This is a genomic window from uncultured Algibacter sp. (assembly GCF_947495925.1).
Lineage (GTDB): Bacteria > Bacteroidota > Bacteroidia > Flavobacteriales > Flavobacteriaceae > Algibacter_E.
The window spans coordinates 321,607-334,284 of record NZ_CANMAU010000006.1 but is presented as its reverse complement, the minus strand read 5'-3'; the positions used below and the strand labels follow the sequence as shown (position 1 = coordinate 334,284).

15 protein-coding genes are annotated in these 12,678 nt (G+C 30.9%); 8 read left to right on the top strand and 7 right to left on the bottom strand.

The annotated features are described in order from the left end of the window. Nucleotides 1-22 precede the first annotated feature (22 nt). From Q0857_RS14460 to Q0857_RS14440, 5 genes are all read right to left on the bottom strand, one after another. On the bottom strand, nt 23-694 hold the full coding sequence (locus Q0857_RS14460) for a Crp/Fnr family transcriptional regulator (RefSeq protein ID WP_298536621.1): 672 nt from the start codon (nt 692-694) through the stop codon (nt 23-25). A 111-nt stretch (nt 695-805) separates the two neighbouring features. Beyond that, nucleotides 806-1,237: a DUF5606 domain-containing protein gene (locus Q0857_RS14455; RefSeq protein ID WP_298536618.1), complete on the bottom strand. Its 432-nt coding sequence runs from the start codon at nt 1,235-1,237 to the stop codon at nt 806-808. 54 nt (nt 1,238-1,291) lie between these two features. After that, a complete protein-coding gene (gene def / locus Q0857_RS14450; protein WP_298536615.1) occupies nt 1,292-1,882 on the bottom strand; it encodes a peptide deformylase in 591 nt (196 codons plus the stop codon). Nucleotides 1,883-1,969: 87 nt separating this feature from the next. Further along, entirely contained in the window at nt 1,970-2,380 is a 411-nt protein-coding gene (gene ruvX / locus Q0857_RS14445; RefSeq protein WP_298536611.1) for a Holliday junction resolvase RuvX, read from the bottom strand. A 102-nt stretch (nt 2,381-2,482) separates the two neighbouring features. After that, entirely contained in the window at nt 2,483-2,782 is a 300-nt protein-coding gene (locus tag Q0857_RS14440; protein WP_298536608.1) for a hypothetical protein, read from the bottom strand. Nucleotides 2,783-3,112: 330 nt separating this feature from the next. Between Q0857_RS14440 and Q0857_RS14435 the strand changes: the two genes are divergently transcribed. Further along, nucleotides 3,113-3,928 (top strand): 2,3,4,5-tetrahydropyridine-2,6-dicarboxylate N-succinyltransferase, encoded by an 816-nt coding sequence (locus Q0857_RS14435; protein ID WP_298536606.1) that lies wholly within the window; start codon nt 3,113-3,115, stop codon nt 3,926-3,928. After that, on the top strand, nt 3,929-5,815 hold the full coding sequence (locus Q0857_RS14430; RefSeq protein WP_298536593.1) for a glycosyltransferase: 1,887 nt from the start codon (nt 3,929-3,931) through the stop codon (nt 5,813-5,815). On the opposite strand, the gene Q0857_RS14425 is transcribed toward Q0857_RS14430, so the two are convergent. Continuing rightward, nucleotides 5,812-6,582 carry a lipopolysaccharide kinase InaA family protein gene (locus Q0857_RS14425; protein WP_298536588.1) on the bottom strand — a complete coding sequence of 257 codons (771 nt, stop codon included), beginning with the start codon at nt 6,580-6,582 and terminating at the stop codon, nt 5,812-5,814. The two genes, Q0857_RS14430 and Q0857_RS14425, sit on opposite strands and share 4 nt — an antisense overlap. Beyond that, the gene (locus tag Q0857_RS14420; RefSeq protein ID WP_298536585.1) at nt 6,569-7,225 is read right to left on the bottom strand and encodes a class I SAM-dependent methyltransferase; all 657 of its coding nucleotides are present in this window, start codon (nt 7,223-7,225) and stop codon (nt 6,569-6,571) included. The genes Q0857_RS14425 and Q0857_RS14420 overlap by 14 nt, the downstream gene beginning before the upstream one ends. A gap of 88 nt (nt 7,226-7,313) precedes the next feature. Here Q0857_RS14420 and Q0857_RS14415 point away from each other — a divergent pair, with 88 nt between their 5' ends. The 6 genes from Q0857_RS14415 to Q0857_RS14390 all read left to right on the top strand — a co-directional run bounded on the left by Q0857_RS14415 (nt 7,314) and on the right by Q0857_RS14390 (nt 12,677). Beyond that, a complete protein-coding gene (locus Q0857_RS14415) occupies nt 7,314-8,114 on the top strand; it encodes a glycosyltransferase family 2 protein (RefSeq protein ID WP_298536768.1) in 801 nt (266 codons plus the stop codon). Then, nucleotides 8,114-9,043, top strand: a complete 930-nt coding sequence (locus tag Q0857_RS14410; RefSeq protein WP_298536581.1) for a glycosyltransferase family 2 protein — start codon at nt 8,114-8,116, stop codon at nt 9,041-9,043. Before Q0857_RS14415 ends, Q0857_RS14410 begins: the two co-directional genes overlap by 1 nt. Nucleotides 9,044-9,232: 189 nt before the next feature. Next, nucleotides 9,233-10,654 (top strand): HD domain-containing protein, encoded by a 1,422-nt coding sequence (locus tag Q0857_RS14405; protein ID WP_298536578.1) that lies wholly within the window; start codon nt 9,233-9,235, stop codon nt 10,652-10,654. Continuing rightward, nucleotides 10,655-11,107, top strand: coding sequence for a GNAT family N-acetyltransferase (locus Q0857_RS14400; RefSeq protein WP_298536575.1), 453 nt, complete (start codon nt 10,655-10,657; stop codon nt 11,105-11,107). 1 nt (nt 11,108) lies between these two features. Beyond that, complete coding sequence (locus Q0857_RS14395) at nt 11,109-12,125, top strand: COX15/CtaA family protein (RefSeq protein ID WP_298536572.1); 1,017 nt, start codon at nt 11,109-11,111, stop codon at nt 12,123-12,125. Between the two features lie 39 nt (nt 12,126-12,164). Continuing rightward, entirely contained in the window at nt 12,165-12,677 is a 513-nt protein-coding gene (locus tag Q0857_RS14390) for a hypothetical protein (protein ID WP_298536569.1), read from the top strand. Nucleotide 12,678: the final 1 nt, after the last annotated feature.

Below are 12,678 nucleotides of genomic sequence, written 5' to 3'. Positions count from 1 at the left end.
ATGAAGTGTTAGCCAGCTAACATTAAGCGATATTTTTATAAATTCTTATCTCTTTTCTATTAAATTCAATAACATTTTCTTCTTTTAGTTCATTCAATAGAATATTTAATGTTGGTCTAGAAGTTCCTATTAACGAGGCAATATCTTTTTGAGTATATGGATGCTGAATAACCTTGTCTCCTGTTTTCTCACAATCATAACCGTAGTCTGCACATAATTCATCAAGAAATTCAACAAGACGCGTCTTCGCATCTTTAAATAAAAGCAGTTGTAAACGTCTTTCTAACTTTCGTAATCTAAAGCCAATTACTTTATATATTTTTAAACTAAAAGTTTTATTATTTCTCATTAACTCATGCATCGTATCGACACCAACTGGACAAATACTTGTTGTATTATCAACAGATTGAGCAAATTCTTTTCTTTTATTCTCACCAAGTATGGCCGTCTCTCCAAACAATTCACCTTTTGTTAAAATGGCCTTTACAACCTCATCGCCATCTTCACTATAATACCCAATCTTTACTTTACCTTTTTCTATAAGATAGACTTTATTTGCGGAGTCCTCTTCAAAATATATATAGTCCTTCTTCTTATAGGCATCAAAATCATGGGTCGCTTTATATGCTTTAAACTTGTGAGGACATAATATTTTAAACAGGTTGACATCATCAAAAAACCAAAGCGATTTCATTTTTTATTTGTTTTGTTAGAACTTATAATGTCGGAAAACGATATGAATACTTACTTAAAGGCATAAAAAAACCTCCAATTCTTGGAGGTTTTTAAATCTGTTTATTTTTTTCTACTCTTCTTCATCCTTGGCCTTGTCCAGATCCTCATCATCACCTAAAGCATCTAGCATATCATGCTTATGAAGTAAATTATACCATTGAATTACTTTTTTAATATCACTTGCATACACTCTATCCTCATCGTAATCAGGTAAAACTTCAAAAAAATACTCTTCCAACTTATCTTTACTATCTTTGGGTTTTACAGAGGCTACTCCACCATTTTCCTTATCCTTGATACTCTCAAAAACTTTTTTTAATGGTACTTCTTCAGTCAAAGTATAAATAGCAATTTCACTTAATACACTTATATTATTTTGAACGCTTACAGACATACGTTTGTTATCCATTAAAGATTCTGCAACGAAACCACCACGTGTTTGAGTAATTAATTTATATAATCCTGGTTTTCCTGAAATTGAAATGACTTTATCTAAACTCATAAATTGTTTTTTGAAAGGCGCAAATATCATCTGTTTATAGATGTATTGCAAATATTATCTTCTCTTTTTTTGATCTGGAAAACGCATTCTATAGTCTACACTAATCTTCCCTTTAGATATATTTGTAAGTCTTCCTTTAATTAATCGTTTTTTTAAACTAGATAGTTTGTCCGTAAACAAAACGCCTTCAATATGATCGTATTCATGTTGAATAACTCGGGCAATTAAACCATCAAATACCTCCTTATGAGATTCAAAATTCTCATCTAAATACTCGATAGTAATTTTAGGCTTTCTAAATACATCTTCTCTAACATCTGGAATACTTAAACACCCTTCATTAAAGGCCCACTCATCACCTTCTTCTTCAACAATTTTTGCATTAATAAAGACTCGCTTAAAACCACTTAAAGCGTCTTGCTCTTCTTTTGATAAATCTTCATCTTCAGAAAACGGAGAGGTATCTACCAAAAATAGCCTTATAGGCAGTCCTATTTGAGGAGCAGCCAAACCAACACCATAGGCATTATACATGGTTTCAAACATGTTCTCTAATAAAACATCAAACTTCGGGTAGTCTTTTGAAATATCTTTGGCTTTCTTTTTTAATAACGGATCACCATAAGCAACAATTGGTAAAATCATACTATAAATTAAATTTGGTGTTGCAAAAATACAATTCTTATAACTTATGAATCTATTTAAATAAATTATTCTTTAAAAGCCCCGCATTTATTTTGAATACAAAAAACTTTGTAATATTAATGTAGCACTAATTTCATCTATAAGTGATTTATTTTTACGCTGATTCTTTTTCAAACCACTATCAATCATGGTTTGAAACGCCATTTTAGAAGTGAAGCGTTCATCCACTCTCTGAATTGGAATACTTGGAAATACCTTTTCTAACTTAACGATAAAAGATTTAATATGAATTTCACTCTCTGATGCTGTATTATTCATTTGCTTTGGCTCACCTACCAAAAATAATTCAACCGATTCCTTTTGTGTATAGTCCTTTAAAAAGGGCAATAGCTCTTTAGTACTAACTGTAGTAAGTCCTGATGCAATAATTTGCAATTCATCTGTTACAGCTATACCAGTTCTCTTAGTTCCAAAATCAATTGCTAAAATACGCGCCATTAAAACTTTATTGCAAAAATAATACTAAAACAAGAAAGGTTACCCCTTCGGACAACCTTTCTTGGTGATTTAACCTTAATTATTAATATTTGAACTTTATTCTTAAGCTCTTACTGCTTTATTTATTTTAGGAAAAACGAAACTAATATTACCCACGTTTCTCTTTCTATACAAGTAGATTCTAATATCACTATTTGTTCTTGATATAGTAGATTTTAGTTTTGAAGCATCAATCAACACTGGTTCATTCTTTTGTTCATTACTAACTTTAACATCTTCAGAATGAGCTGAAACAGAAATAGCTTTGGAACTTTCAATTACATCACTTAACTCAGTACTTTGAGCACTGCAAATCGAGAAAGCTAACATTAAAACTATTACTAAGGGAAAATTTGTTTTCATTCGTTTATTTCTTAGTTTGATAGTTCAAAGATAGAAACACAGCTCTTCTCAAGCACAAAAAACTAGTTGTACCTCATGAATTTTCGTTTAGTAGTGCAGCAACAAAATTTTATCGACGAATAGTTTAAACGTTGATTTTAACCGACAAAATACATATATTCATTTGTTTTGCCCACATGCAATTTTTATATCGTGGTTTAAAGACAATATTTAATCTACAAAAAGCAATTGAAATATTAGAAGATTCTTACTAAAACTGAATTATAATTATGTCTATTTCATCTTCTTTTTAAATGATTGCTAGTATATTTGCTCAAAATTTAAATATCAATGACTGAACTACAACAAATCATAGAAAAGGCTTGGGATAACAGAGCTTTACTAACGGAAGAAACAACAACTTCCGCCATAAGAAATGTAATAGACTTATTAGACAAAGGTGAATTAAGAGTTGCTGAACCTATTGAAGGTGGATGGCAAGTTAACGAATGGGTGAAAAAAGCTGTCGTTTTATATTTCCCAATCCAAAAAATGGAGACTATTGAATGTGGACCATTAGAATTTCACGATAAAATTCCATTAAAAACAGGATATGCAAAAAAAGGGATCAGAGTCGTTCCTCACGCTGTTGCTAGACATGGTGCCTACATTTCCAGTGGAACAATTTTAATGCCTAGTTATGTAAATATTGGGGCATACGTTTCTGAGGGAACTATGGTTGATACTTGGGCAACAGTTGGAAGTTGTGCCCAAATTGGTAAAAATGTACATTTATCTGGTGGTGTTGGTATTGGAGGAGTATTAGAACCATTACAAGCCGCGCCAGTAATTATTGAAGATAATGCTTTTATTGGAAGTAGATGTATTGTAGTTGAAGGTGTACACGTTGAAACTGAAGCTGTATTAGGAGCAGGTGTAGTTTTAACAATGAGCACTAAAATTATTGATGTTACTGGTGATGAACCAGTTGAATATAGAGGTGTTGTTCCTGCTCGTTCAGTAGTTATTCCTGGAAGCTATGCTAAGGAATTCCCTTCAGGGAGTTACAACGTTCCTTGTGCTTTAATTATTGGTAAACGTAAAGAAAGCACAAACAAAAAAACGTCACTTAATGATGCGCTTCGCGAGCATGATGTTGCTGTTTAGATGAAAATACTTGTTATACAACAAAAAATGATTGGTGATGTGCTTACAAGCAGTATACTGTTTGAAGCACTTCGCCAAAAATACCCTAGTGCTCAATTAGATTATTTAATCAATGAGCATACTTTCCCTGTTGTACAAAACAACCCTTTTATTGATAACTACGTTTTTTACACTAAAAAGGAAGATGAAAGTAAAAGGGCGCTTTTAAAATTGGCTCTAAAAGTAAGGCGTAATAACTATGACGTGGTTATAGATGTTTATTCAAAACTTACTAGTTTTTTAATTTGTTCTTTTTCTAAAGCAAAAACAAAAATATCGTATTATAAATCATACTCTACTTTTTTATACCACCACAATGTAAAAAGGCTCGAACAACATAGTAGCACAGATAATTTAGCTATCCATCATAGATTAGATTTATTAAAACCATTAGATATAAAAGCGGACAATATTAGCCCTAAAATATATTTAACTAAAGAAGAATTATTAAAAGGCAAAAACTATTTACTCAACCAGAATATTGATCTCTTAAGACCACTCTTCATGATTAGTGTTCTAGGTAGTAGTAAAAATAAGACCTACCCTTTTGAATATATGGCATCTGTGATTGACATAGTTGCTTCAGAGGAGCCTGACTGTCAAATTCTTTTTAATTATTTGCCTAAACAAAAGGAAGAAGCTTTTGCTATTTACAATTTATGTAACCCAAATACGAAGAAGAATATTTTAATGAATGTATTTGGAAATAGCCTTAGGGAATTTCTAGGAATTATTCAGCATTGCACTGCCCTTATCGGAAACGAGGGGGGGGCTGCAAATATGGCAAAAGCATTACATGTAAAAACGTTTTCCATTTTCTCTCCATGGATAGACAAAGCAACTTGGAATTTATTTGAAAATAAAAACAACGTGAGTGTACATTTAAGAGACTACAAACCTGAAATTTATACAGAACCAGAAAAAACATATAAAGAAGAGTCTTTAAATCTTTACAAGAAATTTAAACCTGCATTTTTTAAAGATAAATTAGTTGACTTTTTAAAAAACACCTCTATTGGAAAGGTCACACAAAAAGGTATCTCGAATCTTGATAAAAATGAGACCCTTTTATCAAAAACAAATTCGAGGCAAACTGCCAAAATATCTGCTTTAATAATCACTTTTAACGAAGTAAAGCATATCGAAAAAGTTATAAACGATTTAAGCTTTGCAGATGAAATAATTGCAGTGGACTCCTTCAGTACCGATGGCACTTTGGAAAAATTAAAACAATTCGATCATGTAGAAACCATTTGCAGGCCGTTTAAAAATTTTGCTGATCAAAGGAACTTTGCCATTGAAAAAGCTAAAAATGAGTGGATTGTTTTTATTGATGCCGACGAGCGTATTCCTAAAGATTTAAGAAGCGAAATTATATCTGAAATTAATGATTCAACAGATTATGATGCATTCTTAGTTAAGCGTTTATATTATTTTAAAGATAAAAGAATTCGATTTAGCGGATTCCAAACCGATGCAACCTATCGCGTCTATAAAAAAGAATCTGTTAAATATATAGAAGAAAGAATTGTTCATGAAATACCGAAAATTTCAGGTAAAAGTAAACTTTTAAAAAGTACAATGCCACATTACTGTTTTGAAAGCTATGACCATTACAAATCTAAAATGGAACATTATGCAAAACTTAAGGCTATTGAACTTTTAGATGAAGGTACTAAGCCAAATCCGTTTCATTTCATTTTTAGACCTTCATATAAATTTCTGCTAAATTATATTTTTAGACTAGGTATTCTAGATGGTAAAGAAGGGTTTATTATATGTAAATTAAGTGCTTACGGGGTTTATTATAGATATGTTGAACTGAAAAGACTAATAAATAAAAACTAATTTTTCTTCCAGAACTTATACTTCTTTTTTAATCTTTCCCTTCTGTGAAATTTTTCTTGAAAAGATTTAGTTTCTGACCACATTATTTCAACAATTCTGGCATAATCTTCTCCTGAACATTTAGCATATTCATCGCTCATTACATCAACCATGGACTTATGAACGGTTAGTCGAGCAAAATTCTTTATTCTTGTTTGGAAATCGAGCGACCTAAATTCCATTCGGTTTAGATCAACCAAGTAAAATTTATAATCCCCGTTATTAATTTTAATAAGCGTATTTCCCGGAGAATGATCTAAAAAGAGAATGCCTTTTTCATGTAATTGATAGGTAAATCGTGTAAATGCCCTAAGAATTTTTTCATGATTTGGATAATTCAAATCTTTTGTTAATTCTCTATAAGTTAAATCACAATCTAATTGTTCACTAATATAAAAACTCTTATTAAATAACAAAGGAGTTTCAAATTCGTAAAAGCCAATAGGTTGCGGAGTGTTAACCTTTAAATCTATCAATTTATTAGCATATTCGTATGAACGCTGTGCTTTACTTTTTCGAAAAAACCTATAAACGATTTGATTTACAATATTTGGAATTCTAAATGACTTAACATTTATAGTTTTATCTCCTAACTGAAATAATTTTAATGAATTTCTATCTTGGTTTCCAAAATTCTCTCCTTTTGAATCAAAATTATAGATAATATCATCAAAAAAATCAGTATTTGAATTAAAATCCTTTTGAATTTTCCTTTTACTTTTTTTCATTTGCAATTTTAGCTACAGTAGCGAATTGAAGATATTGCATATCTAATTGTGTAAATAGAGTCAAGAAATAAAACAAATAAGGTTTTAAAGATTTACTCTTATTTATACCAACATGTGTTAATATTTCAAAACCTAATTCTTCATACATTCTTCTAATGCTTTTTTTTGTAAAAAACCTTAAATGCGTTTTATCCATAACGCCATATTCCTCATACCTCCAGTCCTTTTGAATCAATACCCTCATAAACGTTCTAAAAAACCTCACATTAGGAAGTGAACTAATTACTACCCCATTTATTGATAATTTTGTTTTCAGAACTTCTAATACCCAATAAGGGTCCACCAAATGCTCTAAAACATCATTAAAATAAATTACATCAAAATACGCATTTGGCAAATCCTCAATAAAGTCTTCACACTTGCCAATAAAAACTTTATCTAACTTTTTTTTAGCATCCTCACCATGTTCCTGCATATATTCTATACCCCAGACTTCAGTGTTATTCTTTTTTTTAACAATTTGCGCAAAAGCTCCATTACTACAGCCTACATCTAAAACACGTTTAGCATCATTTGGTAAGAACTTAAACATTTCAGGACGAACATTATCATAATACCCTTTTGGTTTATTTTCGTAATTCATTTTTCAAAAGTATAAAATTTAAAACTACCTTTTAAACTAATTATTATTTAATAAAAAATACATTAATTTGCACGACAAATACAAGTATATGCAACCCTTTCCAAAATGTTCTTTAGTAGCTCCAACTTATAATTGGCCAGAAGCATTAGAGCTTTTGTTATTAAGCATAAAAAATCAGTCACATTTTCCAGACGAAGTAATTATTGCTGATGACGGATCAAAAAAAGAGACCTCAGATTTAATAGAGAAATTTAAACAAACCTTCCCTATTCCATTGCATCATGTTTGGCATGAAGACAATAAAAACAGGAAACCTGCAATAATGAATAAAGCCATAGCTAAATCTAAATATGATTATATTATTGAAATAGATGGAGACATTATTATGCATAAAGATTTTGTTAAAGATCATTTAGCAATGGCTAAAAAGAACACGTTTTTATATGGCAGTAGAGTAAATATTCAAAAACATTATTTGAAAGAATTATTTATCAACAAAAAAATTACGTTTAATTTTTTATCGAGAGGTATAAAAAAGAGAGGACGAACCATTCGCATACCCTTATTATCAAATTTATATAAGGAAGAAGACACTAGGTCTTCAAAATTAAGGGGGTGTAATATGTCTTTTTGGAAAGAGGATTTTATTAAAGTGAATGGGTTTAATGAAAACCTTGTTGGCTGGGGGATTGATGATAGTGAAATGATACAACGTTTATTAAATATTGGCGTAAAAGGAAGACGATTAAAATACCGCGGGTTGGTATATCATATATTTCATAAAGAACAGGATAAAAGTCATATCAATATTAATGAAATTATTGAGAATGAAACTACGATGAATAAAGTAACCTTTATTGAAAAAGGAATTAACCAATATCTTAAGTAATGGTATTTGATATTTCAGTCGTAATCATAAACTACAATACCGCGAATTACACAATTAACTGTATTGAGTCTATTTTAAAATACACCTCTAAAGATATATCTTGTCAATACTTAATCGTAGACAATGGCTCCGAATCAGAAAACTACTATACTCTAAAAAAATATATAGATTCAATTTCCAAAACCATAAACATTCGACTTATTAGAAGTGATATTAATACTGGTTTTGGAAGCGGGAACATGATTGGTGTTCGAGAAGCTAAAGGTAAATATTTGGCATTTATAAATAATGATGTTCTATTTGAAAATGATTGCTTAACCATCTTAAAAAACTTCATGGATTCCAACCCAAATGTTGGCGTTTGCGGCCCTCAAGCATTTAAGGAGAATTCCGATTTATTACCAACGATTGATCATTTTGCATCTTTAGGTCGAGAATTATTTGGAAGAAAAATTTTAGAATCTATATCTCCTAGTAAGTATCCCAAACGAAAAAGAATCTATAACACCCCTCAAAAAGGACAATTTGTAGCTGGAAGTTTTATGTTTTTTTCTGCTCAAGATTTCAATGAAATCGGTGGGTTTGATACTAATATCTTTCTGTACTATGAAGAAACTGATATTTGCATGAGGTTAGCTAAAAAAAACAAAGAAGCTTTTTTAGTTCCTAAAGGAAGGTTTATCCATTTTCATGGAGCTAGCACACCGCAAAAAGTTGATTTAAAAATTGAATTAAAAATTTCTCTACTTTATGTTATTAGAAAGCATTATGGTATAGTTCCTTTTTATTTTTTGCTAACATATTTACAAATAAAATATTTCTTTAGTGGTTTAGTAAAAGCAAAAAATTGGCCTGTCTTTATAGCGTTACTAAAGCAAGCTCCATTAACAATTTCCTTAAAACATAACCAAAAAATTCATCGTTTATAAACGGTTCTACCTACGAACTATTTGGCTCTATGCAACTCTAAAACCAGTTAAAGAAATAGGTCAAGGGTTTTTAAAGGTCTGGACTATGTTGTAAATTTGCTCCACTAAAAATTTATTACTTGATATTATCAATTTTCAAATTAATAATGATATAAAAATTATTAGTACAAAACACCTTAGTTAGCATTAATGAATTATAAAAAAGCATTATCTCATCCTATATTTAAAATCATCTCAGATTCTGGAAAAGAGCTCCAACTCGAATCTTTTGTTATTGGCGGATTTGTGCGTGATTATATTTTAAACAGAGGAGATGCCAAAGATATTGATGTCGTTGCTATTGGAGATGGCATTAAACTTGCAAAACAAGTTGCAAAAAACCTACCAACCTTTCCTAAAGTACAAATATTCAAAACCTATGGTACAGCAATGTTAAGGTATGATGATATTGAAATTGAATTTGTTGGTGCTAGAAAAGAGTCGTATACGGAAGATAGTAGAAACCCTGCGGTTGAAAATGGTTCTTTAGAAGATGATCAAAACCGAAGGGATTTCACTATTAACGCACTCGCTCTGAACTTAAACGAGAAGTCTTTTGGTGAATTGTTAGACCCTTTTAACGGTATTGAAGATTTAAACAACAAAATTATAAGAACACCATTAAATCCAGATATCACCTATAGCGATGACCCTTTACGCATGTTACGTGCCATACGATTTGCAACACAATTAAACTTTATAATAGAAGAGGCTTCCTTAAAATCAATAACTAAAAATAGTCATCGTATTAAAATAATTTCTAAGGAGCGTGTTGTTACAGAAATAAATAAAATTTTAGAAAGCAATACCCCTTCTATAGGCTTCCTTTTACTAGAGAAAACAGGGTTATTAGAATATATACTGCCTGAGCTTATAGCTTTGAAAGGGATTGATGAAGTTGAGGGACAGCGTCATAAAGATAATTTTTATCACACACTTGAAGTCGTCGACAATATCTCAAAACACACCACTGATCTTTGGCTTAGATGGGCAGCATTACTGCATGATATTGGAAAAGCACCTACAAAAAAATTCAACAAAAAAATAGGGTGGACATTCCACGCTCATGAATTTGAGGGTTCTAAAATGGTATATAGATTATTTAAAAGGTTAAAAATGCCATTAAATGACAAAATGAAATTTGTTCAAAAAATGGTATTAATGAGTTCAAGACCAATTGTTTTAGCTCAAGATTTAGTTACTGATTCTGCTGTTCGTCGCTTAGTTTTTGATGCTGGCAATCACGTTGAAGATTTAATGACTCTTTGTGAGGCAGATATCACAACTAAAAACCCCAGAAAGTTTAAAAAATACCATAACAATTTCAAAATTGTTAGAGATAAAATTATTGAAGTTGAAGAACGCGATCATGTTAGAAACTTTCAACCTCCAATTTCCGGAGAAGAAATCATGAAAACCTTTAACTTAAAACCATCACGTGAAATAGGACTCATAAAAGAATACATTAAAGAAGCCATTTTAGAAGGTGATATTCCAAATGAACATGAGGCAGCATATCAATTAATGATAGAAAAAGGAAAAAAACTTGGTCTTTCAATAAGTACTAAATAAATGATTAAGGTTTTAAGAACAAATTCTGAAAATTCAGACTTTACAAATCTTGTAGATTCTCTAAATAGTTATTTAAAAGTTATGGATGGTGCCGAGCATGATTTTTATAATCAATATAATAATATTGATGTACTAAATCATGTTGTTTTAGTTTTCTTAAATGATGTTGCTGCAGGTTGTGGAGCTTTCAAGCGTTTTGATACTAATTCGGTTGAAATAAAGCGCATGTATACTCATCCCGAATTTAGAAGTCAAGGTATAGCCTCTAAAGTCTTACTAGAATTAGAGAAATGGGCTAAAGAAGAAGCTTTTAATGTTTGTGTTCTCGAAACTGGAAAAAGACAAACTGAAGCAGTTTCATTCTACAAAAAAATGAATTATACTATTATTCCAAATTATGGTCAGTATAAAAATATAAGTAACAGCATTTGCTTTAAAAAGGAACTCAATTAAAATGAAAAAGGATAATAAAAATGTAATTTATTGGCTTCTAACTGGGTGTGTTCTTATTTTTATTATGGTAGTTTTAGGTGGTATTACCAGGCTTACACATTCTGGCTTATCCATTTCTAACTACAAACTTATTTCGGGAACCATTCCTCCCATGAACAATATTGAGTGGGAAGCCGCTTTCGATTTATACAAGCAATACCCCGAATATCAAAAATTAAATAATCGCTTTACGCTTCAAGATTTTAAAGATATTTACTTCTGGGAGTGGTTACATCGCGTTATTGGCAGATTTATAGGTATGGTATTCTTACTACCCTTCTTATATTTTTTGATTAAAAAACAACTATCAAAATCGACTATAAAAAAATCTACTATACTTTTATGTTTAGGTGCCTTTCAAGGCTTTTTGGGTTGGTATATGGTTAAAAGTGGTTTAGTAGATAACCCAGATGTAAGTCACTACAGGCTTGCAGCTCATTTAACTACCGCATTCATAACCTTTGCTTATACCTTTTGGGTGGCTTTAGATTTAATGTTTCCGAATAAAAAAGAAATCATTAAACCCATTAGAAACCTTATACGTTTTGCTCTTGTAGTTTTAATTCTTCAGATTATCTACGGCGCCTTTGTTGCTGGTTTAGATGCAGGTTTCATTCATAATCACTGGCCTTTAATGAGCGATGGTAAGTTTATGCACCACACCGTTTATATAGAACAAAACCCGCTTTATAAAAACTTTATTGAAGGTAAAAGTGGGGTTCAATTTGTTCACAGGATGCTTGCGTTTGTTGTTGTTGGTTTTATTCTTGCTATTTATCTCAAATCTAAGTCTCTTAAATTAACTCCCTTACAATCAAAAGGCATAAAATACCTAGTCGCTTTGCTTGGTCTACAATTTCTATTAGGCGTTTTTACGATATTGCTACAAGTACCTGTCTGGTTAGGAGTAGCCCATCAAATAGGAGCCTTTTTTCTTTTAAGCGCTATGACATTTACATTACATCGTTTTACGAAATAATATAAAAAAGTTACCTTTGCATACTAATTTTATTCATTAATGGTTTATAGGTTTAGAGTTATTTTAGATAATGATACAGAAGAAGATATCTTTCGTGATTTAGAAATTCGTGAGACTGATACGCTTGAGGATTTACACAATATCATAACACAATCTTTTGGATTTGATGGTACTGAAATGGCTTCTTTTTATTTAAGTAATGACCTATGGGAACAAGGTGAAGAAATTTCGTTGTTCGATTTGAGTGAAGACGCCTCTGCTCGTTTAATGAACGAAACGTCGCTAGATAGCGTAGTTCATGAAGCACAAACTAAGCTAATATACGTTTACGACTTTTTAAGTATGTGGACTTTCTTTGTAGAATTGGCTGAAATTGTTGACGAAACTGAAGGACATGACTATCCTAACCTGATGTTTGTACAAGGACAGGTTCCAGAAAATGCTCCAGAAAAACTTTTTGAATCAGACAAAAATGATGATTTTGATGAATTTGAAGATGGCTTGGATGTTGACGATTATGATGGTTTAGATTTTGATGAAAACTGGAATTAAA

What these genes read in the sequence shown, in the direction of transcription:
- Q0857_RS14460 (WP_298536621.1), bottom strand. Translation starts at nt 694, where the DNA reads ATGAAATCGCTTTGGTTTTTTGATGATGTCAACCTGTTTAAAATATTA.
- Q0857_RS14455 (WP_298536618.1), bottom strand. Translation starts at nt 1,237, where the DNA reads ATGAGTTTAGATAAAGTCATTTCAATTTCAGGAAAACCAGGATTATAT.
- def (WP_298536615.1), bottom strand. Translation starts at nt 1,882, where the DNA reads ATGATTTTACCAATTGTTGCTTATGGTGATCCGTTATTAAAAAAGAAA.
- ruvX (WP_298536611.1), bottom strand. Translation starts at nt 2,380, where the DNA reads ATGGCGCGTATTTTAGCAATTGATTTTGGAACTAAGAGAACTGGTATA.
- Q0857_RS14440 (WP_298536608.1), bottom strand. Translation starts at nt 2,782, where the DNA reads ATGAAAACAAATTTTCCCTTAGTAATAGTTTTAATGTTAGCTTTCTCG.
- Q0857_RS14435 (WP_298536606.1), top strand. Translation starts at nt 3,113, where the DNA reads ATGACTGAACTACAACAAATCATAGAAAAGGCTTGGGATAACAGAGCT.
- Q0857_RS14430 (WP_298536593.1), top strand. Translation starts at nt 3,929, where the DNA reads ATGAAAATACTTGTTATACAACAAAAAATGATTGGTGATGTGCTTACA.
- Q0857_RS14425 (WP_298536588.1), bottom strand. Translation starts at nt 6,582, where the DNA reads ATGAAAAAAAGTAAAAGGAAAATTCAAAAGGATTTTAATTCAAATACT.
- Q0857_RS14420 (WP_298536585.1), bottom strand. Translation starts at nt 7,225, where the DNA reads ATGAATTACGAAAATAAACCAAAAGGGTATTATGATAATGTTCGTCCT.
- Q0857_RS14415 (WP_298536768.1), top strand. Translation starts at nt 7,314, where the DNA reads ATGCAACCCTTTCCAAAATGTTCTTTAGTAGCTCCAACTTATAATTGG.
- Q0857_RS14410 (WP_298536581.1), top strand. Translation starts at nt 8,114, where the DNA reads ATGGTATTTGATATTTCAGTCGTAATCATAAACTACAATACCGCGAAT.
- Q0857_RS14405 (WP_298536578.1), top strand. Translation starts at nt 9,233, where the DNA reads ATGAATTATAAAAAAGCATTATCTCATCCTATATTTAAAATCATCTCA.
- Q0857_RS14400 (WP_298536575.1), top strand. Translation starts at nt 10,655, where the DNA reads ATGATTAAGGTTTTAAGAACAAATTCTGAAAATTCAGACTTTACAAAT.
- Q0857_RS14395 (WP_298536572.1), top strand. Translation starts at nt 11,109, where the DNA reads ATGAAAAAGGATAATAAAAATGTAATTTATTGGCTTCTAACTGGGTGT.
- Q0857_RS14390 (WP_298536569.1), top strand. Translation starts at nt 12,165, where the DNA reads ATGGTTTATAGGTTTAGAGTTATTTTAGATAATGATACAGAAGAAGAT.